20 protein-coding genes are annotated in these 21,257 nt (G+C 43.4%); 5 read left to right on the top strand and 15 right to left on the bottom strand.

The annotated features are described in order from the left end of the window. Positions 1–80 precede the first annotated feature (80 nt). Positions 81–353 carry a sporulation transcriptional regulator SpoIIID gene (gene spoIIID / locus AC3ANL_RS01200; protein ID WP_075686609.1) on the bottom strand — a complete coding sequence of 91 codons (273 nt, stop codon included), beginning with the start codon at positions 351–353 and terminating at the stop codon, positions 81–83. An 806-nt stretch (positions 354–1,159) separates the two neighbouring features. On the opposite strand from spoIIID, the gene AC3ANL_RS01195 reads away from it, so the two are divergent. Next, positions 1,160–1,507, top strand: coding sequence for an MGMT family protein (locus AC3ANL_RS01195; protein ID WP_488329639.1), 348 nt, complete (start codon positions 1,160–1,162; stop codon positions 1,505–1,507). A gap of 46 nt (positions 1,508–1,553) precedes the next feature. Here the strand turns inward: AC3ANL_RS01195 and AC3ANL_RS01190 are convergent, their stop codons facing one another. Both AC3ANL_RS01190 and spoIIQ read right to left on the bottom strand, forming a co-directional pair. Then, positions 1,554–3,545: a penicillin-binding transpeptidase domain-containing protein gene (locus AC3ANL_RS01190; RefSeq protein ID WP_488329638.1), complete on the bottom strand. Its 1,992-nt coding sequence runs from the start codon at positions 3,543–3,545 to the stop codon at positions 1,554–1,556. 313 nt (positions 3,546–3,858) lie between these two features. Continuing rightward, the gene (gene spoIIQ, locus AC3ANL_RS01185) at positions 3,859–4,674 is read right to left on the bottom strand and encodes a stage II sporulation protein SpoIIQ (RefSeq protein WP_488327470.1); all 816 of its coding nucleotides are present in this window, start codon (positions 4,672–4,674) and stop codon (positions 3,859–3,861) included. 101 nt (positions 4,675–4,775) lie between these two features. On the opposite strand from spoIIQ, the gene AC3ANL_RS01180 reads away from it, so the two are divergent. Further along, on the top strand, positions 4,776–5,246 hold the full coding sequence (locus AC3ANL_RS01180) for a VanZ family protein (protein ID WP_488327469.1): 471 nt from the start codon (positions 4,776–4,778) through the stop codon (positions 5,244–5,246). A 42-nt stretch (positions 5,247–5,288) separates the two neighbouring features. Here AC3ANL_RS01180 and AC3ANL_RS01175 read toward each other — a convergent pair whose 3' ends face one another. From AC3ANL_RS01175 to AC3ANL_RS01145, 7 genes are all read right to left on the bottom strand, one after another. Further along, the gene (locus AC3ANL_RS01175; RefSeq protein ID WP_488327468.1) at positions 5,289–6,572 is read right to left on the bottom strand and encodes a nuclease-related domain-containing protein; all 1,284 of its coding nucleotides are present in this window, start codon (positions 6,570–6,572) and stop codon (positions 5,289–5,291) included. Positions 6,573–7,094: 522 nt separating this feature from the next. Continuing rightward, positions 7,095–8,135: a stage II sporulation protein D gene (spoIID, locus tag AC3ANL_RS01170; RefSeq protein ID WP_488327467.1), complete on the bottom strand. Its 1,041-nt coding sequence runs from the start codon at positions 8,133–8,135 to the stop codon at positions 7,095–7,097. 395 nt (positions 8,136–8,530) lie between these two features. Continuing rightward, positions 8,531–9,841: a UDP-N-acetylglucosamine 1-carboxyvinyltransferase gene (murA, locus tag AC3ANL_RS01165; RefSeq protein ID WP_488327466.1), complete on the bottom strand. Its 1,311-nt coding sequence runs from the start codon at positions 9,839–9,841 to the stop codon at positions 8,531–8,533. A 32-nt stretch (positions 9,842–9,873) separates the two neighbouring features. Beyond that, a complete protein-coding gene (locus AC3ANL_RS01160) occupies positions 9,874–10,743 on the bottom strand; it encodes a YwmB family TATA-box binding protein (protein ID WP_488327465.1) in 870 nt (289 codons plus the stop codon). A gap of 268 nt (positions 10,744–11,011) precedes the next feature. Further along, the gene (locus AC3ANL_RS01155; RefSeq protein WP_488327464.1) at positions 11,012–11,248 is read right to left on the bottom strand and encodes a DUF1146 family protein; all 237 of its coding nucleotides are present in this window, start codon (positions 11,246–11,248) and stop codon (positions 11,012–11,014) included. Positions 11,249–11,432: 184 nt separating this feature from the next. Then, positions 11,433–11,612, bottom strand: coding sequence for a hypothetical protein (locus AC3ANL_RS01150; RefSeq protein ID WP_488327463.1), 180 nt, complete (start codon positions 11,610–11,612; stop codon positions 11,433–11,435). Positions 11,613–11,722: 110 nt separating this feature from the next. After that, positions 11,723–12,049: a YflT domain-containing protein gene (locus tag AC3ANL_RS01145; protein ID WP_488327462.1), complete on the bottom strand. Its 327-nt coding sequence runs from the start codon at positions 12,047–12,049 to the stop codon at positions 11,723–11,725. 194 nt (positions 12,050–12,243) lie between these two features. Here AC3ANL_RS01145 and AC3ANL_RS01140 point away from each other — a divergent pair, with 194 nt between their 5' ends. Both AC3ANL_RS01140 and AC3ANL_RS01135 read left to right on the top strand, forming a co-directional pair. Next, complete coding sequence (locus AC3ANL_RS01140) at positions 12,244–12,597, top strand: IDEAL domain-containing protein (protein ID WP_488327461.1); 354 nt, start codon at positions 12,244–12,246, stop codon at positions 12,595–12,597. Between the two features lie 85 nt (positions 12,598–12,682). Further along, positions 12,683–12,940, top strand: coding sequence for a GlsB/YeaQ/YmgE family stress response membrane protein (locus tag AC3ANL_RS01135; protein WP_488327460.1), 258 nt, complete (start codon positions 12,683–12,685; stop codon positions 12,938–12,940). Positions 12,941–13,093: 153 nt separating this feature from the next. Here AC3ANL_RS01135 and AC3ANL_RS01130 read toward each other — a convergent pair whose 3' ends face one another. The 4 genes from AC3ANL_RS01130 to AC3ANL_RS01115 form a co-directional block, all read right to left on the bottom strand. Then, positions 13,094–13,636, bottom strand: a complete 543-nt coding sequence (locus AC3ANL_RS01130) for a hypothetical protein (RefSeq protein WP_488327459.1) — start codon at positions 13,634–13,636, stop codon at positions 13,094–13,096. A 230-nt stretch (positions 13,637–13,866) separates the two neighbouring features. Then, positions 13,867–15,366, bottom strand: a complete 1,500-nt coding sequence (gene cls / locus AC3ANL_RS01125) for a cardiolipin synthase (protein WP_488329637.1) — start codon at positions 15,364–15,366, stop codon at positions 13,867–13,869. Between the two features lie 122 nt (positions 15,367–15,488). Next, positions 15,489–16,364 (bottom strand): CheR family methyltransferase, encoded by an 876-nt coding sequence (locus AC3ANL_RS01120; protein WP_488327458.1) that lies wholly within the window; start codon positions 16,362–16,364, stop codon positions 15,489–15,491. Beyond that, positions 16,361–19,141 (bottom strand): CHASE3 domain-containing protein, encoded by a 2,781-nt coding sequence (locus AC3ANL_RS01115; RefSeq protein ID WP_488327457.1) that lies wholly within the window; start codon positions 19,139–19,141, stop codon positions 16,361–16,363. The genes AC3ANL_RS01120 and AC3ANL_RS01115 overlap by 4 nt, the downstream gene beginning before the upstream one ends. Before the next feature lie 279 nt (positions 19,142–19,420). Between AC3ANL_RS01115 and AC3ANL_RS01110 the strand changes: the two genes are divergently transcribed. Beyond that, on the top strand, positions 19,421–19,891 hold the full coding sequence (locus tag AC3ANL_RS01110) for a Dps family protein (RefSeq protein WP_488327456.1): 471 nt from the start codon (positions 19,421–19,423) through the stop codon (positions 19,889–19,891). 185 nt (positions 19,892–20,076) lie between these two features. Here the strand turns inward: AC3ANL_RS01110 and AC3ANL_RS01105 are convergent, their stop codons facing one another. Next, a complete protein-coding gene (locus AC3ANL_RS01105; RefSeq protein WP_488327455.1) occupies positions 20,077–21,219 on the bottom strand; it encodes a PP2C family protein-serine/threonine phosphatase in 1,143 nt (380 codons plus the stop codon). Positions 21,220–21,257 lie beyond the last annotated feature (38 nt).

The following is a 21,257-nucleotide window of genomic DNA, read 5'->3' as shown; positions in this document are numbered from 1 at the left end:
TGTGGAAATTTGTCGGATTTGAGGATTCCAAGAGAATGTCTTTCTTTCAAATCGAAAAATCTGGAAGGAGAGGGTGCTGCTTATTTCACAACCTCGCCTTCCTTTTCCTCTTTCTGATATTTCATTTTTGTGGCCTCTCCACCCCTTAGGTGCCGGATCGATTTATGATAATCTAGAATTTCCTTCACTTCATTGGCCAACTCTGGATTAATTTCAGGAAGCCTCTCTGTCAAATCCTTATGGACTGTACTTTTGGATACGCCAAACTCCTTCGCAATCACGCGAACCGTTTTCCTCGTCTCCACGATATACTTTCCAATCTTGATAGTTCTCTCTTTGATGTAATCGTGCACACTCTCGCCCTCCCTAAATTGGATGTGAGAAGTGTGAAATGAGACCCGCTTATCACTTCGACCAATTCTGCTTCCGTGTGTGTTTTTATTGGTTACTTTTGGTGTCACTTTTTGGTGTCAGGCACCACAAAAAGACAGTGTCCACGTTAGGTGGACATTACCCTAAAGGGATGCGCGGCCCCACACGGCAGAAAGTTGTTACCTTCTGACAATACGATGAATAATCATGTCTCCAACTGAATACCCGCTAACTTCAAACGACTCTTCACCTCAAACACTCTCTTTGTAAAGGTTTGTAACCATTTTATTAGCTTGGATACGGGTTTATGCACAAAATAGTCAAAAGGGACAAGGTGATAAATATGTTTTTTGAAAATTGGACAATTTTGCTTTTTTCGACATTCCGATAAACCCATGCGGCTCTAGGTCTTTATGTGGAAATAACGATTGAGCATCAATATTTCCCGAGAAATTTGTCGGTCGATTTTTTCTGTTAAATGTTATTCCAAGGTGGTATTTAGCACTTTTTAGACTGCAAATCTCGATCCCTTTGCTAATTATTTTAAATCGAAATCGCTAAGTTTCTTGCCTCGGGACAATCACGGTTGAATTTTATGCAACTGTTGGATTGGAAATATACTCTCTTATAAGAACGCTTAATCTGATTACCAAGAAAGGTTTAACCTATTTTTATCTGGCGGATTCTCCTCATGTTAGTTGGTAAAATAATATATAATGTTCATATCGTGAATCTTACTACTATATTTGCAGCGTTTATCGATTTGCAATTTGAAAGGAACCTACTCGTGACACCATTTACCGAAAATGTAATTGAAATTATCCAAAGTATCCCCGAGGGCAGGGTGATGACCTACGGACAGATTGCAGGGCTCGCTGGCAGCCCCCGTGCTGCACGGCAGGTCGTCCGCATCCTCCATTCTATGAGTCGGAAATACAGGCTTCCCTGGCACCGTGTCATCAACGCAAAAGGCCAAATCGCCTTGCAGGACGATGAATACTACAACGAGCAGTGGATGTCACTTGAAGCTGAAGGGGTTAAAGTGGGCTTACATGGGATAATTGATTTGGAGAGATATCAATGGAAGCCACACTCGCTGTCGATGACACCGTATCACACATCCCCCCCACAATAAACTAGGTGCCAACTTGTATAGCTGGCACCCACTACTGACCCACAGATTATTTTATTTTTATAAACACGTTCTTGACTAGCTTAACAGGGATTAGGGAGCCGCCCCGGCCTTGGACATCTTCCACCATCATCGCCACCATTACACTCGGCGTTTGCGAATTATAGCCGATGAACCAGCCGTTTTCTGTTCCCGTCTCGCCTTGCTTTTGCTTGATCTCAGCTGTACCTGTTTTTCCCGCCAACGGATAATCCGCCATTTCCACAGCGTGGGCAGTTCCGCCTGCGTCACTGACAACCTTCCGTAAATCCGCCGCGATCACCCCAGCCTGTTCAGCGGAAATGACTGCATTTTTCCACATCTGGCCCTGCTGCTCGTCGGCCAATAATATCGGCTTAATCATATTGCCGCCATTCACAAACGGCGTATAAGTACTTAGCAAATGAACGATACTCATCTGCACCTCCCCCTGTCCGTACCCTGAGTCCGCGAGCGCTATATCATTGCTAAGCGTTCCCGTTACCGATTTCTCCAGTGGGTATGGGTAAGCAATCTCCTCTTCAAAACCAAACTTTTTCAGCCCCTCTACAAACGTCCCTTTCCCCATTTTCAACACAGCCTGTGCGAAATAAATATTATCCGAGAACACCAATGCCCTTTCCAAATTAACTGGTTCTGTTCCAGCGTGAACCCGTGTCACAAAGTACCCGCCCCACGATTTATCCTTTTGCCACTTTTTACCGAGGATTGGCACGGCCTCACCGGGTACAATCGCTCCACTCGATAACCCCACCGCTGCCGTCAGCGGCTTCATCACTGAGCCTGGCGCATAGGCCTGTTTAAATCGCGTTGTCAACGGCTGGCGCTTATCCTCCTGAAGTGCTTTCCACTCATCAGCAGAGAAGCCAAGCATGGCCTGATTCGGATCGAACGACGGACTGCTGACAAGCGCCAGCGTCTCCCCAGTCACAGGATTCATGGCCGCCGCTGTCCCTGTCTCCCCAGCCATCTCTGTAAACACCGAAGTCTGCAAATCAGCATCAATTGTCAACTTAACAGTCTTCCCATCTACCACCGGCTTTTCTGCGAGCACGACATCCGCAGTACCCTCAGCCTTCTTTTTAATGACAATCTTAACGCCGCTTGTGCCCTTCAGCTGCTCATCCAGTACCTGCTCCAAGCCTCGCTTGCCAATCACGTCACTGCTCGTATAGCCCTTGTCCTTTCGCTTTTCCAGTTCATCGGCTGTAATCGGACCCACATAGCCGATCAGCTGAGCCGCGGCCTGACCATTTGGATACACCCGTGCTTCGACTTTGCGCGTCTGCACCGGCTCAAGCGCCACCAGCTGCGCAATCCGCTCCTGGTCATCCATTGACACCTTCTTCAGCGGCACAAACAGCCCCGGCTTCACCCAGCTCGCGCCAAGCGCCTTCTTGATCTGATCCGGTGTCATCTTCAACAGCGGCGCCAACTGGCCGATAATCACATCGTCTGCCTTCCCGGCCGTCACGCCAACCTCGTATACCTGGCCGTTCACTGCCAGCCCGGTCCCATTACGGTCGACAATCTCGCCCCGTTTCGGCGCCACCGTGCTTACGCCAATCGTGTCGCCTTCCTTTAATTCCGGAAAAATATACTCCGTATTCCAGTCTACATACCAGTTCTTCTTATCGTCTCTTTTTTCCTCTTGTAATGAAGCTTTATGGGTGAATTGAATCGACCCAGCGATGCTGTTCATATTTGCGGTAAAAGAATATTGAACTTGTTTCTGATCATTCTGCTTATCATCTTTTGGTTGTTTGAAGTCAATCTTGAGGTCTTTAATCTGAAGGTCTTCGTAGATTTTTTGATAGCGGTTAGTAAACTCTTCTTTGGTGATGTTTTGTTTGGCATCATTTGAAAGGTAATCATACATCTTCTCAAACTTTTGCTTGTTCCATAAATCTATGTATTGCGAGAATCGCTCCTGAGGCGTGGGTTCCTTGCTGCACCCCGCCATAAGGACTCCCAACACAAGCAAAAGTACCACCCCAATCATTCTCTTCACATAATCCCCTCCTTTTACCCTTCATTCTACCATATCAAAGCGGGTGTCAGGCACCATTTCCACTTTTTGGGTAGTAAAATTGGTGCCTGACACCCTTTTTCTTTTTTTAATAGTTTTTACATTGTTTAGTCATAGTTTGTTCATATGTGGGGGGTATGATATGTACATATTCACACTTATTAAACCCCCTTTTACTATAGTCCGGCCTTGTGCCGGGCTTTTTTTTTGCCCAAAGACCCTTTTCTAAAAACAAAACAAAAAAAGAGGAAAGTGTTTTTCCCCTTCCCCTTTGTTTGTACCCATATTAAGAATTTGCTTTATCTGTAGAATTGGTTGATTCGTCGTTTGTATCGGATGCAGGATCATCAATTTTTTGTTGATTTTCCTTCATTTCCGGAGTGGACGATTCTTTGCTATCATCGGAAAGTGTGTCTTCCTGTAACGTATTCAACGATTTTTCAAAATAGTTCGTTGGGTTTACAGCTACACCGTCTTTGCGAATTTCAAAATGCACATGTGTTCCAGCTTTTTCATTGAACAAGCTTTGTCCAGCCTTGGCAACAACTTGTCCCTGTTTTACTTCTTCGCCAACCTTGACCTTTATGTCTTTAACGGATTGATATTGTGTTACAATACCTTTGTCGTGTTCGATTTCAATGACATTGCCGAGGGTTGCATCTTCTTCCACACGTGTGACGGTTCCGCTTAGTGATGCTGTTACATCAAAGCTTTCGCCGTTTTTAGTGGTGATATCAATTCCAGTATTTGGCACATACGTATTATTGTAAAATACGAGTGCGGCTTCCTGGTCTTCTGCTTTGCCTTGGAAATCATAGAATTTTGTTTTGACGATTGCTGCGTCAGCTTTGGCCACTGGCATTTTGAAGTTTTCCATTGCTTTATTAACTTCAACTGCGGGTGCTTGGTTCTTTTTACCAGAAAGATCAGTAGCTTTATAATCGAACTTATCTGTATTGCTGCTGCTTGATTGGTACCAAAGAACTCCCGTTAAAATGATTGCTGCACTTGCAATATAAATGGCTGGAAATACCCAACGCTTTTTGAAAAAGCGTTTTACGCTGGAACCTTGAGAAGATCGTTTGTTTTCTTCCTCTCTCATTTTCATCACCTCAGCAATCATTCTGAACAGATCAGTAGAATTATATACACAAGTCAAAAAATTTTTTTAAAAAGTTATTTTTCGACAGTGGGAATAATTTTATGCATGAAGGTAGAAAAAATTTTTTTGTATTGGAGGATCCTTATATGAAAATCGGTAAATGGGTGCTCCGTATGCTGCCCCTTCTTTATATGGCCGCAGTGTTTATTATGTCGAGCCTGCCATCCAACCAATTTGTCGAGCTGCCCAATTCGGCTATTGATCACTATATGAAAGAATCTTTGCATTTAATAGAGTTCGCGATTTTGTATGTTTTACTAGTGTTGGCGTTCCTAACGCGGCGCGGAAACTTTGGTTCTTCGTTAAACGTCGCTTGTGCTGTGTTTGCGGCCCTCTACGGCGTCAGTGATGAAATCCACCAATCCTTCTATTCCTACCGCTCAGCGTCCTGGTTTGACCTTGTGAAGGACTTCATTGGGATTAGTGTCTGTTTCTACTTTGTACGCGGGGCGTTGTTTAAAGGGAAGTTTGTGCGACTGGCAGGTTGGCTGGAGCATGTACGGGGGATGTAGGTAAAGGTTATGGAGCCACTGCAAATTTTTTGCGGTGGTTTTTTACTTCCACGCCGGATAATAAATTCTGCCTCTGTTCGTGCCTGAAGACGTGCAGCCCAGCTTCCGCAGCATATTATTTGCACTTCTAGCTGAGTCAATCTGTAAAAATCGTCTTAGCTCTGCATTAGTGATTGAAGGTTTGATTAAAAGAAAATAGTCATTAATGGCCTTCAGATGGGCCGTTTTTGATTTGCCGTTACAATTGGGACAAATCCAGGTGCCGAAACTATATTCCATAGGTAAGTGTTGGCATTGTGGACATTGAACTCCAGGGTGAATATCATTTTTCGAAAGGTGGAAGTGTTCGAGGATATCGAAATTTTCAGGCGTGTGGCAGGTCAATAGAAGGCGTTTTAATTTGCGCAAATCTTTTGGACCTAGTCTCTCTAGCTTATTATAGGCGGCCGTTTGCGAAATTTTTCCCATTAACCCCTCGCTATTACATATATTACGAAGGATTTGCTCGTTGCCCTGTTCAATTTTAATCCTAGCTTTTTCATTACTATTGACAAATAGATAATGGATTGGGTATTCAGGATAATTATGCTTCTTTAGCCAATTATTCAGTTTCAGCGCCTGCAGCCTGGCTTGGAGGACGGGATTCATAATTCTGTCCTCTTTTCCATTCCATTTTAGAATGGTTTGATTAAGATGTTTTTCGAAATGGTACTCTCCAATCCGATTTTTCACCTCGAGAACAAGCGCAAATGCAGCACAAAGGATTAAAATGTCTATTTGGAAAAAGTATTTTCCCAATGGAAGGCGAATGTTATGGAAGATTAGATATTTCTCGTCTGGGAGCATGCTTAGGTGGAAGTCGAGGGATTTTTCACCTTTGTAACCAGCCATCCAATTTTTATATTCGGTTAATAGGGTTTCGCGGATGGGATGATTAGCGGGGATTCTCGGTTCAAGCGCTTCGTACTTCTGGATTCTCAATGGTAGTGTGCATTCCTTTGCGATCAATGGCATCAGTCCTTTCTGTTTTTTAAAAATTTCTCTTCTCCTAGCTGATTTCCTGCAAGTATTGAATGTAAACTTTGTCTGATTTATGAATATTCGATTGAGGTAGCGTGGGGAGTGGAGCCATAAACCGGGTTGGGTGGGAATATCAACTAGGGTTCGCTGATTATCAACCAGTTTCGGTGGGATATCAACCAAGTTCCATGACCTATCAACCAAGGGCGCCGGGATATCAACCGATTTCAGCCTCTTATCAACCAGCCCCCATTTTTTAGTTAAAAGCCAAGCTTCAGCCTCACCAAGGTCATTGTTTTTCTCCATGTATAAAGAAGTGCTCCATTTTAGGTGGAATTCCCTGGCTCAGATCCATTTTAAATTACCTTTTTTGGGAGGGGGTATGGAGGTATCAACCGGTTTGGGGCGTGTATCAACCGATTTCGCTGGGATATCAACCGATTTCCGGCACCTTTCAACCGGTCCGCCTAGATATCAACCGGTCTAGATCAAATATCAACCAGTCCCCTTTTCCTGTCATTTTTATGCTAAAAAGCCAGGCTCCAGCCTGGCCAAGCTTATTGTTTTTTATCCATATATCTTAGAAAAGTTCCATTTGGAGGCTGAGACCCAGTTAAAATGGCCTTTTTTAAGTGGGGAATCGCGCTATCAACCAGTTTGGGGCAGATATCAACCAATTTCGCCCTGATATCAACCGGTTTCCTTGTCTTATCAACCGAGGCCCCACCTATATCAACCGATTCCCGCCTCTTATCAACCACACCTCCAAATAACACACTAAAAAAAAGCCAGGCACACCAGCCTGGCTTTCCCAACCAATCCCAATTCCTACTTCCTCGCAGTTATCGTCGCCAGCATATTCTCTGCCGATGTGATTTCCACACCTTTATAATAGTGCCTCACAATCGCCTTATAATCGGAACCCTCTTCCGCCATTCCGTTCGCACCATACTGGCTCATACCGACACCGTGACCGAAGCCTTTCGTCGTGATCACGATATTGTCACCCTTTCGCTGCCAAGCAAAATCAGACGATTTCAGGTCGAGTTTTTCTCGGATGTCCCTACCCGTCAGCACCTTACCGTTAAAATCCACTTTTCCGACACGCTTTCCGGTCGTCCGTTCGACAATTTTTCCAATCGTTGAACTCGAGCCAATTTTAACACCCAGCTTTGCTTCAAACTGTTTAACCGTCAGCACCTTTTGATTGGAAAATTTCGGGGACTTTTTATCCCATGGACTGGACACACTTCGTAAATAAGGGATATTCCCAGCCCAGTAGTCTTCGGAATTCTCAGTATAGCCGTTACCTGTGGAGAAGAACAGCGCATCGATCGGTTTTCCATCAAAGGTTAAAATTTGGCCGCTCGTCGCTCGGACGGCCTCAAGGACCTTTTCCCTTTTCCAGCTATAATCCTTCCCCCAGTCACGCCTCATTTCCGCATCATTCATGAAAACCTGATGAATTTGGGTGTCCGTAACCTGAGCACCCTTTGGTACGCCCATCGTATCCTTACTGACTAATCTGTTTATAATATAGGTTCGAGCTGCTAAGGCCTGAGCCTTTAGGGCCTCCTCTTTAAATTCTGCAGGCATTTCCGCGGCCACTACCCCAACAAGGTATTCTTCAAAAGGGACTTTTTCAATGATTTTCTTCGATGAGCGAAACACTGCAATGTCTACTGCCGTATTTGAGTCGATCGTAGAGGTTCCATTCGTCTCTTTCGCCGAGGCCTTCCTTAAATCCTCTCCTAATTTCCCGCTCGATTGATGCCCATTCGAAAAAGGTAAGACAAGCACTGCAGGAATTATTAAGGTCAAGGCAATGAGGAGTGATGCTAGTACGATGAGTGGTTTGATTTTTTTCATGATAGTGCCTCCAGTTTGTAAAATTCACAGCCAGCCCAACAGCTGGGATGTGTCTCCATTCATACATATGGAAGCGGACAAGCATTTATTACAGATTTTTTCTAAAACTGTTCATGGTGTCAGGCACCGAAAGCACAGTAAACATAGTGAAAACGTGAAAACTGTCCGGCCACTCACCGATCCTTATAAACAGTGTGCCAAGCTGCCAAATGGTGCCTGACACCCATAACAACCATAACACTCCCTAAATGCTGTAAACGGCGCCTGACACCACGCATGTGCCCCATCACGCTCAATCGAACCCCCGCACAACACAAAAAATCCCTTAATGTGCAGCTGTCTGATATCAGACGACTTCACCCTAAGGGATTTTGCTCATCAAAAGCACGATTGAATTATGCGTTCAAATCGGAGACGAATTTTGGAACATCAACGAAAATTTCATCTGCTTCTTTAACACGCTCGATGTCAGCACCTAAACTAGCCAGCTTGCCGTGGAAGTTTACATAGCCGCGGTCTAAGTGTTTCAACTCAGTCACGCGTGTCACGCCTTCAGACACTAAACCAGTTAAAATCAACGCAGCCGCTGCCCGAAGATCGGTTGCTGACACTTCAGCGCCCTGTAAATTCGACGGACCATTTAAAATAACAGAACGGCCTTCAATTTTAATATCTGCATTCATACGGCGGAACTCTTCAACATGCATAAACCGGTTCTCAAACACCGTTTCAGTAATCATCGAAGTACCGTCAGCACGAAGCAATAACGCCATCATTTGTGACTGCATATCCGTTGGGAAACCTGGATGCGGCATCGTTTTGATGTCAACCGCCTTCAATCGTTCAGGACCAATGACACGAACGCCATCGCCTTCCTCATGAATCTCCACACCCATCTCTTCCATTTTCGCTATCAAGGAAGAAAGATGTTCCGGAACAGCGCCTTGCACCAATACATCTCCGCCCGTAATCGCTGCAGCTACCATAAAAGTACCCGCTTCAATCCGGTCAGGAATAATCGCATGATCTGCGCCAAATAATACATCAACGCCCTCAATTCGTAACGTGCCAGTGCCGGCACCTTTCACACGAGCGCCCATTTTGTTCAAGAAATTCGCCAAATCCACGATCTCTGGTTCTTTTGCAACGTTCTCGATGATCGTGGTCCCAACCGCGAGGGACGCAGCCATCATAATGTTTTCCGTTGCCCCAACACTTGGGAAATCCAAATAAATCTTTGCACCTTTTAAGCGGCCGTCTACTTCCGCTTCAATAAAACCATTTCCTACCTTCACACGTGCACCCATGGCTTCAAAGCCCTTTAAATGCTGGTCGATAGGACGGGATCCAATTGCACAGCCGCCTGGCAAAGCAACACGTGCCCGGCCATTTCGAGCGAGCAGTGACCCCATAACAAGCACAGACGCACGCATTTTTCGTACGTACTCAAACGGCGCCTCATCTTTTAACACTCTGGATGCGTCAACTACAACTGTATTATTTTCAAATACCACTTCAGCATTTAGATTGCGTAAAACTTCATTAATTGTGTATACATCGGAGAGTGTAGGTACTTCACGTATCACACTTTTTCCGTCACTTGCTAATAATGTTGCAGCGAGAACAGGTAGAACGGCATTCTTTGCACCTTCAACTTTAACCGTTCCATATAACCTTTGTCCGCCGCGGACGATGATCTTTTCCAAGAGTATTCCCCTCCGCGTCCATTTTCTCTATATTAATATTCAATCGTAATGATAGGGGTTCCAACTACAATGGTAGTCTGCGCGCCCAATCCTTCGGAGCGTATGCCAATTTGCAAATTCATGCTATTTTTTTCATCTATTGAGCCTGCAAACATCGGCGAGCTCGCCGAAACAGACATGAAAGTCTCCTCTTTTAACGCTTCGATTTCTTTTGCATTAAAACTTGACAATACCTTACTGGCTCTTGTATTTAAAGCCGTATCAATCTTATCACTGTAAACGCCTTTCATACAAGAAAAAACTGTAGGTTTTCCTCGAAATATGTCGGATAGCCTACTTTGGAAATTCTTAGTAGTGAAAAAGGACTCTGACGCCTTATTCCACGCCTTCCCTTTCACACTATATACTATATACGCATTGACAGGTTGTTTTGTGTGGGTTGCCATCATTTGAAGCATTTCTTGGTGGTGTTTAGAAGTTGGAGATACTGCTGTCACTTCCCATTTCTGGCTGGTGTTCGTTACAGTCCATTCCCAATCAGGAAACTTTTGCTGAAGCTTTTTCGCATAATCCTTCACTTCCTGCAAACTCTTCATGCCCGTCACATGCTCCCGTGCATAAAAAGACCAATCATCGAGCAAAATATGTTCGGCTTCCAAAACAGAACCGATTTTCGCCAAATCATCAGCACCTTTTGGAAAAATGGACAAGTTGCCGTCTGCCTGCTTTTTCGCAGTAACAAAGGTTGAACCAACGGCGTCCCTATCTTCCATCTGGATAAGGTCTTTGCCGGCCTCAGCGCGGAAAATATCTATAGCTTTAGTTGCTCGGTTCCCCATAACCACCAGGATCAAACATACAATCGAAATCATGTATAAAAACATCGTTACATTTTTTTTCATCTCTCTACTCCCCCTTACTACCATTGTTGCCAGGTAGTGAGAGAGCAATACTTGGGAAATGTCGTCACTTTTAGACAAGTTTTTAAAACAACAAACCGTCCAAATGGGACAAAAAACGCCAGAAAATGAATATTTACATAAGTTTCAAATGAAAGGGACAAACATAGCTTTCCACATAAACTCGATTGTACTCAAATATTCGATAAATGGGAACATGTAAGAAGACCTAAATTTTTACCAATTTATCAAAAAGTGTAAGCGCCCGTTCTTAGTTAAAGACCATTGGCAATTGTTGTGACCAGTGGAGGTAATCCAGGAAAAAATTACTAACAGACGACCCGATGAATATGGCTAATAATATGTAAAGTAATCGCGCCTGAAAAACATGGTTTGGCCGCAGCAGCTTATCTAAACGAATGGACTGCAGTGCCCACCAGGAAATCGCAATAAACACCAAATGGGATATGATGCTCAACATAGCTATTTGCCCTAAATCCGCCATCATTCTGTCCTCCTTTATTAACCCATGACTATTCTATCACACTGACGAATGAAAGTCCGAAAAGTTTCACTAATAGGTTAATTTTGGAAAATTCTAAAAAATGAAGGCGGTTAAATAGACAATCGCCACTCCGCTTTGGCTGCCTAAACACATTTTTAAGTATTTAGGCTGTTAATTGGCTGCACGACTAAATTCCATTCCAGACCCTATCGAGATTCAATGGAACGTAGATCCTGTCACCTTGAATTTCCTTGTGGAGAATGGGATTTTCAAAATATTGCTCTAAGCTGCGTTCCTCCTTCGGTTTATGCCTTGCAATTTTTTGACCACCTAATAATGCATCTAAGCTTTGTTTAGAAAATTTCATATCCTTTCACCTCATTTTTTTATTAGTAGCAAGCCCTTATTTTTTAAAGAATCGAGAGGAAACAAAAGCTGGTTGCTTTTGCTTCCTATCCAATCCTCAATCTTTTAAGGTTAGGCCGACTTTGATGCGATCACAACGACTTTGCCATGATCCATTTCTTCTTCGTAGTGTTCAGCTTCATTTGTTGATAGTCCCAGTGACTCTAACATCGTACGAAGTTCATCACCGCGTGTGCGGAAAACGTTAGCTATCGAATCAAAGACTCCTTGTTCTCCTACACCAATATCGCTAATATCAAGCGCATCTGTTAAATCCTCAGAGCGGTTCTTGTCGTGTGCCAATAGATAAATTTCTTCTTTTGTGTAACCTTGTGTCATGAATTGTTCAATTTCCTTTTTCGCTTGAACACCATTTTCAACAATTTTTACTTGTTCCATTTTAATTCCCTCCTCGATTGATTCAGTATGGCTTGTCTTACTATTAGATATATAACCGCCGTTTAAAATATTGAAACCTACTTTTCTAACAATCTATTAGGTTTATTCCTGAAGACATCGTGGGTATATAAGACAATACTTATTCAATTTTTCAACAAGCGGTATGAGCCCGCAAATTATCGGAGGTGTTATATATGAGGAAACTAATTTGTAAAAATTGTGGAAATGCAGAATTCACAGTGTTAGATGTAGGTGAAAACCTATGCAAGTGCGGCTTACATTTAACCAAACCAAGCGATTATCGCAGAGAAAACCCGCAAAAATGGAAAGAGCATCTACATTTAAATCAAAAACGTCAGGCGGAAGTCATCTCGAAGGTCAGCATTCTCAAACGGGAAATTGACAAGTGTCTTGATGAACGCGATCTGGAGCGCTTTAAAAAGTTAACGAGTGAATTAAAGATTTGCCAGCATTTTTTACAAACCGGCTTAAAAGATCCAGAGTTTCGCTTCAGGGAGAGATTAAAGCAGAACCAGAATCACTCGTAACTTTTTTTCACAAGGAGGTTTATCCCTTGTAGATACGGGTACTTAATAACCATACACATTGAAAAACAGAAGGGAGAGAAATATTATGGGATTTATTTGGTCATTAATTATTGGAGGAATTATCGGTTGGTTAGCAGGACTCATTCTTGGACGTGATATACCTGGAGGGGTGATTGGGAATATTATTGCCGGATTTATCGGTGCATGGCTTGGATCACTGCTTTTAGGTGGATGGGGTCCAGAAATTGGCGGATTCTTCATCATTCCAGCCCTTATCGGTGCAATTGCCCTAGTCTTTATCTTGAGTCTCATCCTAAAAAGTACAAAAAAACATACTGCCTAACGGTTAACCAAAAACTTTAAAAATGTAATGTAAAATGACCAACAAATTGTACATCAATTTGTTGGTCATTTTTGTTTGATATAAAGCGGTTTACGCAAAAATTTTATGAAAATGCAGGGGGTACACTGGCCAGTGTACCCCTGCAGATTATATTTAATTATTTTCCTCAGATTGGTCCTTGGGCTTATTTTGTTCTTCCATTTTTATAAGAATATCATCACTAATTTTCTTTTCATGCTGGTTTTTCAATGTGAGTACTGCCGCCTTCCCATCGCTGGGCGACCCATCCGAAAAATACATTGGAAATAGCGAGAAAAACAGCATATAAAATGAGAAATAGATAAACTGATCCCAAAAAACAGACGCTTCTATAATTCCTTGAGAAGTGAGGGTGTTTACCAGATATATACCTGCCAGGTTGAATAAAGACCCGCCAAGGTAAATTAAGGCGTTCGTAACACGGTTATCATGCTTTAACGATTTAAACTCACAGGCCCCATTCCAGAAGTAGTATCTTCTTACTTCAATATTCCAAAAGGAAAATACCATTGGCCCGCATCCGATGGTGATTTTTTTCTCGGCTCCCCCGAAAAGCGTAACGAAAAAAATATGCCCGCTTAAATGGATAAGAGTAACGATAGGCAGGATCCCGAAAAAAGAGATTAGAAATTTTACAATGTCAGCGAATCCAAACATGACTATCCCCCTAAAATTGACGATGTAGAATATGTCAATTCGTTTGAGTGTGTAAAGGATGTTCTTTATTTATGTACCCGCTAAACAAAGAAGATAACTGAGAAAAAATTACAATATAAGTAGAATGCGGGATACATTGAAGTTACATCCCTCCCGGCGGTCCATGAAAACGCCCCTAACCCTAATCTAAACAAAAAAAAAGAGGTACTCGCCAATGCGAATACCTTTCATTAAAGAACCCCCGAAAACAGCCGGGCAAACGATTCTTTCCATTTAACAGCCATGCTTCTTTTATAAAACTCGACAGGGCGAATACGGCGGCAATCCTTTATGTCCTCTTCATAATGATCGACTAGGCTGCCAATTGAAGCGGTGCCGGTTAAAAACAAATTGACTTCAAAGTTTAATCGAAAACTGCGCATATCGACATTGGCGGTGCCAATCGAGGCTAGATCGCCATCGACGATAATAATCTTTTTATGTAAAAAGCCCTTTTCATACGAATAGATCTCAATCCCCGCCCGCAGCAATTCCGGAAAATAAGACTGGGTCGCATATTGGGTGAGAAAGCCGTCATTGGTGTCAGGCACCATGAGGCGAACTTGAATGCCTTTGCGGGCCGCGACGCGAAGGGCCGTTTGAATAGCCTGAGTAGGAATAAAGTACGGAGTCGCAATCCAAATCGATTCGGTTGCGCATGTGATCATCGCATAATAGTGATCGCTCATGTCACGCGTTTCCGGACCAGTTGCCACGACATGGACGAGGCCATCACCCGCTGCCGGTACCGGCTTCATATACCGTTCATCGTCAAACAGCTTCTCGCCGCACACATACTTCCAATCCAATAAAAACACAGCATTTAACGTTTGAACCGCTTCCCCTTCCAGCACAACATGGGTATCACACCAAAAGCCAAACTCCTCACTTTCACCCAGATATTCGATTCCAACATTAAGCCCGCCGACAAAACCTACCTTCCCATCTATCACAATGATTTTACGATGATTGCGGAAGTTAAATTTTTGATTAAACCAAGCTGATTTTATCGGTAAAAAAGGCTGGACTTGAATTCCAGCTGCCATCATGGTTTGAATATTCGCTTTTGAAAGGGAGTAGCTGCCAACCGCATCGTATAACAGCCGAACTTCAACCCCTGTCTGTACTTTTTCCGCTAATATTTCAATCAGCTCCTGCCCGAGCCGGTCGTAGCGAAAAATATAATATTCCAGATGGATAAAGTCCTTTGCTTCCTTCAATCTGCGTTTAATTTCCTGAAACGTTTCTTCGCCATTTCGCAATACTTTTGTCCAGGTATTCTGATTTTGATCGGTTAAGGTTACCTTCTCTAAATAGCTCGCAAAGCAGCGCTGTTGATCATTCAGCTCGGACATGTCCACCGTTCTCTGCTTTTTGCCGAGTGCTTCGAATAGTTCGCGGTCGCTCGTCCGCTTACTTTTAAATAGCTCCCCTTTTACTAATAATTGACCGGAATATACATAGAAGATATAGCCTAATACCGGCAATAACACTAAGATATAGGTCCATAATAATGTATTTTGGGCCGGTCGATTTTCAAGCCACAAGGCCAGTACCGTGTAGAAAATGATAACGCCATAAAGTGTCACAAAAATGGCTTTCCACCTAAACGGCAGCCCCGTATAAAAGATCAAGTATGTAAATGCAAGCATTACAATCACAAAGACCCATTCCAAGCGTTTTAGTTTCATCATGGCGTTCTCCCTACATCTTTTTTACTATGAAATACCCTTACCAGCCATTTGTGAAACCAAAGACCGCTTCGATTAGACATAAAAAAAGCCCGCCCCCATGAACACATGGGCGCAGGCATCTACACCTTTCGGTAGATTCGTTCCTGGGGAACAAATTCTTCGTATTGCATTCCCTTGGGCATAAATAAAATCGATTCTTTATTGCCGAGTCCAATAAATCCCCCGTCTGCAAGGCTGTCATGCATCAAGGCATGGACCTGCTGCTGGAGGGCGTTGTCAAAATAAATCATGACATTCCGGCACAAAATCACATGAAACTCATTAAACGAGCCGTCGGTCACCAAATTATGCTGAGCAAAGATTAGATTTTCCTCCAAGACAGGAAAAAAATAAGCAAATTGGTGGTCGGTCGTATAGTATTCGGAAAAGGCCTTTTTCCCGCCAGCCTTCAAATAGTTTTTCGTGTATTGCTGCATTTTCTTTAGGGGGAATGCCCCCTTTTGGGCAGCGAGTAAGGCCTTTTCATTCATATCGGTTGCATAGATTTTAGTCTTTTCTTCCAGGCCCTCCTCCATCATCAGGATAGCCATCGAATAGACCTCTTCCCCTGTCGCGCAGCCGGCATGCCAAATGCGAATTTCTGGGAGCTCCCTCAGCAAGGGCACAACTTTTGTTCGAAAGGCGGCAAAAAAACTTGGATCGCGATACATTTCCGTCATCCGGATCGACAAATCATTCAATAACCGTTCCAAAAACCCTGGTTCATGGAGCACTTTTTCCGTTAAAGCCGTCACCGTTGGCAGCCGTTCCGCCTTCACGCGGTTCATTATCCTTCTGGTCAAGGAGGCTCTTACATAGTGCCGAAAGTCATATCCATACATCTGGTATAGTCCCTCGAGAAGTAAATTTATTTCTACTTCCTGCAGCTCGTTCAGCGCTTCTGTCTCTTGTTCTGTGAATATATCCTCCGAGTGCTGGTTTGATGAATTGTTCAACGTGATTTCACCTGCTCTGTTAACCATACCCGCATTAACGAGAATAGCTGCTCGATATTTAATGGTTTCATAATATAATCAGAAGCCCCTGCTTCCATACATTTTTCACGTTCGCCTTTCATGGCTTTTGCGGTCAGTGCAATGATAGGAATATTATGCATCTCGAGGTCGTTTCGGATGATCTCCATCGCCTCATAGCCCCCCATCACAGGCATCATGATATCCATGAAAATCAAGTCAAAAGCGGATTCATCATGCAATAGGTCTAATGCTTCCTTCCCGTTGTTCGCAACTTGAACATCAATTCCTTTTCTTTCAAGCGCGGTAACGAGCGCAAATACATTGCGTCCATCGTCCTCGACTAACAGCACTTTCTTTCCTTTAAACAACTGTTCCCCTGAACCTTCGGCTTCAATTGGTTCGGCCTCTGAGTGAGTTTCCATTTCCTCGATGCTTTGTTGCTCCTGTTCCACTACGACTGTACTCGAGCTTACGGCCGCTTCTTCGAGGGCCAGCTCCATATTCATATCTTCATGATAGTCGTACTCCAGCCTGCTCGGAATATATAAGGTAAACGTGCTTCCCTTTTTCGGCTCGCTTTGTACGACAATAGCGCCGCCAAGCAAGCGGGTAAATTCACGGCAAATGGATAAGCCTAAGCCGGTTCCGCCATATTGCCTGTTCGTGGTACCATCAACCTGTTGAAAGGCGTCAAAAATAATTTTCTGCTTCTCAACTGGGATGCCGATGCCGGTGTCCGTAACAGAAATCGCCAGCACAGGTACTTCCTCATCCTCTAGTCTCAATAATTCCTCTACTTTTTCAGGATCGGCCAGTTCGATTTGAACGGTTACAGATCCCTGTTCGGTAAATTTAAAGGCATTGGATAGTAAATTCTTTAAAATTTGCTGCAATCGTTGTCCATCCGTCGAAATAACCGGCGGTACATCCGTTTGGGTGATGACGTCAAACTCCAAATTCTTTTTCGCAGCAACCGGTTCGAACAGATTCGTCAACATCTGCGGAATTTCCGTTACGTTGACCTCATCTGTTACAATTTCAATTTTGCCTGCCTCAATTTTGGATAAATCAAGGATATCATCAATCAGCCGCAGTAAATCTCCACCTGACGTATAGACGACTCGAGCGTATTCGGCTACTTCATCCTTTTCCATTTCCGGATTGTTCTCCATCAACATCTGTGACAAAATCAAAATACTGTTCAATGGGGTACGGAGTTCATGGGACATATTGGCAAGAAAATCCGTTTTGTATTGCGAACTCATCTTCAGTTTCATTGAATAATCTTCCAGTTCATCCTTCGCTTTTTTCAGCTCAGCCGCGCGTTGTTCGGCAAATTGATTCCGCTCTTCTAAAAATTCATTGGTAATGCGCAACTGTTCTTGCTGCATTTGCAATTCTTCCGATTGCGCTTGAAGCTCTTCTGATTGTGCCTGTAGTTCTTCGGTTAATACTTGCGATTCTCCAAGCAGTCTTTCTACTTCCATCCGGCCGGCCACACTGTTAATGGCCGAACCAAACTTATCTTGAAGCTGATCCAGCAGGGTCAGGTGCTGTGATTTAAACTGCTGCAGGGCAGCGAATTCAACAACGGCCTCAACCCTGCCCTCAAAGAGAATCGGAGCAATTAATAAGTTACGTGGTGAGGAAGTCCCTAAGCCGCTAGTCACTTTGATGTGTTCATCCGGAAGCTTATCCACGAGAAAAAGTCTTTGATCAAGGGCAACTTGTCCGATTAAACCTTCTCCAAAACGAAAGCTTGTTGCAATCCGTTCTTCTTCCGGAATCGCATAACCCGCTACTCTAACGAAGTCCGTGACCCCGCCTTCCTGCCTGCGCAGATAGACGACTCCGTACGTGGCATTCATCAGTGGAGCCAGCTTCGTAATAAAGGCCTCTGACAATTCTTTAATATCGGTTATTCCCTGATACATCGTGGCAATTTCCGTAAGACCTTTCTGTACCCAGCTTTGTTTCTCCAGATTGCTGAGGAGATTGTTCATAGCCTCAGCAAGTTCCCGAGTCTCGTCACGGGTGTGGACCTTGATCCTTGTAGTAAGGTCGACGTCTGATTCAGAGTCGGTAATCCCCTTAATCGTTCTCACAACCTGTTTAATCGTTTTAACGATGGAATTAGATAAGAAAACGGCTGTTACGACTGTAATGGCCGTTACCAACGCGATCAGCGCATACAATGTTATTTTTAAATTTGCATTGTTTTGATTAAGCCGTTCGGTCCGCGCTGCCGTCATTTTTCTTTCATTTTCAAGAAAAGAGTCAAATTGGGTGCGGAGCTGATCAGTTATTTTCTTTCCCGTGTTATTGGCAAAATGCTCGTTCAAATTGGCGACATTATTTGTCCTTTTCGCATTGATGACATATTCTCCAGATCTTGACTGCCAGTCCATAATCATCGGTTTAATTTCTTCCAAACTCCGCTGCTGTCTGCTGTTATCGGCTAACAAGGCATGAAGTTTATTATAGTTGTCAAGCCAGCTGCGGCTTGCTTGATTATAGGGTTCAAGATACTCCTCATTTCCCGTTATGACAAATCCTCTCATTCCGGTTTCCATGTCGAGCACATTTTTTTGAATCTGATTGGCCAGATCGTGTACTTCTATATCGTGTTCAGATATGAAGTCGACCTCTTGCTGCATATCTGACATTCTATTAATCACAATTAACAGGGAGATAACCAAACAAATCAAAATGGTTAAATAGCCTGTAATGATTTTAGCGTGTATATTAAAGTTCAAGCCTTTTATGGTAATCGCCCCCAGTATATTATTCTATTAAAATATACCTTATTCTACCATACCCCTAGACTGGTATCACCCCATTCGAGTAAGATTCCATCATTTGGACTATGCAAAGGTTATTTTCTTCTATCTCTTTCTATCTATCTCTACCACATGTTTATTACCCGCTTTCTTCCTCGATGAAACCTCTTTTTTAAAAAAAATTATGTTTCAACGTGTAGCTGCACGGGTAAGAAATAGCTATAAACATTAATTTAATTTAACGGAGGTAGGAATATGGCAACGGCAAAAACAAAAGCAAATGAAAAAACAGTGACCTTAGCTGATACGCTCAACCACCAAGTGGCTAACTTCTCAGTTCTTTATATGAAACTTCATCATTATCACTGGTATGTGAAAGGGGAAAATTTTTTCACCCTGCATGTAAAATTCGAAGAGTTATATACTGAAGCGGGCTTACATCTTGATACGATTGCGGAACGAATGCTGGCACTTGGGACTTTACCGACGGCTACGTTGAAAGAGCAGTTAGAGCTTGCATCGATAGAGGAAGCGGCAGGCGACGAAAATGCGCAAGGGATGGTTCAGGCCTTAGCCGATGATTTTAACACGATCTGTTCTGAACTAACGGAAGGTATCACGACAGCCGAGGACAATAATGATCAGCCTACTGCCGATTTATTCATTGCAATTCGTACTTCATTAGAAAAGCATAAATGGATGCTGGAAGCATTTTTGGGGGAGTAAAGTTGGTTTGAATTTTTAGATGCTGATTTAATAAGTGAAGGTGTGGGCCGCCGCTTTGAGGTTGATTGGCGGCCTTTAGCATGTTGGATGTTGGCAGAGTAAAAAGCCAGGCATCCGCCTGGCTCATCCTAATTTTTACACCTAAAACCCAAAAAAGCCACCAGCCAAATCTAAAAGTAAGCGCCTCAAGCATTCGCTGATATCATGACCAAACACACATCATCCTTTGCAGCCATCGGCAGCTGCGTGCCGGGTTGTAACTGCTCTAATAACACCGCTGGATCGGCCAGTTCCTGATCTTGTAAACTACTAATCAACTTGGAAAGCGCATTTTCATAGTCATCCGCCAACCATTCCGATAAGCCATCTGTAAACAGCATGATCCGCGTTCCTTGCTCGTATGGGATGATACCTTTGGTCACTTCAATCTCTTCAAAAAGACCAATCGCACAGCAGCCATCCGTCAGCAGCTTCACTTCCCCATCTACAATCGCAATCCCTGCTGGGTGCCCGGCATTTACATACTCAATTGACTGCTTTTCCGTGTCTAGCACAAAATAGATGGCTGTGAAATAATAGTTGATCGTACTATCCGCAATATGGAGCTGATTCATGCGGCGATTCAATTCTTTCATTACTGCTTCCGGATTACTTATACCCGTAATCGTATCCTTTAAAGCTGAATATATGTACATACACATGAGTGACGAGGAAATTCCATGGCCCATCATATCAAGCAAAATCACGCCATAACGATTCGGGCTGATTTGATACCAAGCGTACAAATCTCCGGCCAGTTCAAAGGATGGTTCGTAAAAGGCCGAAATCGATACATTTCCTTCCTGAAACGGGCCGCTCAGCATGCTTCGCTGTACTTGCTTGGCCAAATCCAGCTCATATTGAATCCGCTGGTCCCGTTCCTTCCGTAAATCCTTCTCATACTTAATACGGAGAACTGACCGAATCCGAGCCAGCAGTTCAACTTTATTAATTGGTTTCATCACATAATCAAGGGCACCGGCATCCATTGCCTCCGCCATTTTATATGAATCACCCATCGCCGTGACAAAAATAATCGGCAGGTCGTTGTACCGTTCATTGGCCAGAATGGTTCGGCACGCTTCAATCCCATCAATTTCAGGCATCATTAAGTCCATCAGGATTAAATCAACCGGAACCTCTTTAGGATCCGGTGCCTCAAGCTGCAAAAATTGATACAGCTCCTTGGCGGATGACAATAATACTAACTTATCATAGCCGGCATGATGTAAAATTTTTTCCACAATCATTAGATTTGTTACATTATCATCTACAACAACAATATTCATAGCCATCACCTCTAGTATAAAAAGCACCTGTTCCCCAG

It is taken from the genome of Neobacillus sp. DHD-1R (genome assembly GCF_057747995.1).
Note: the sequence above shows the minus strand (reverse complement) of the source record. Positions and strands in the feature narration are given on the sequence as shown.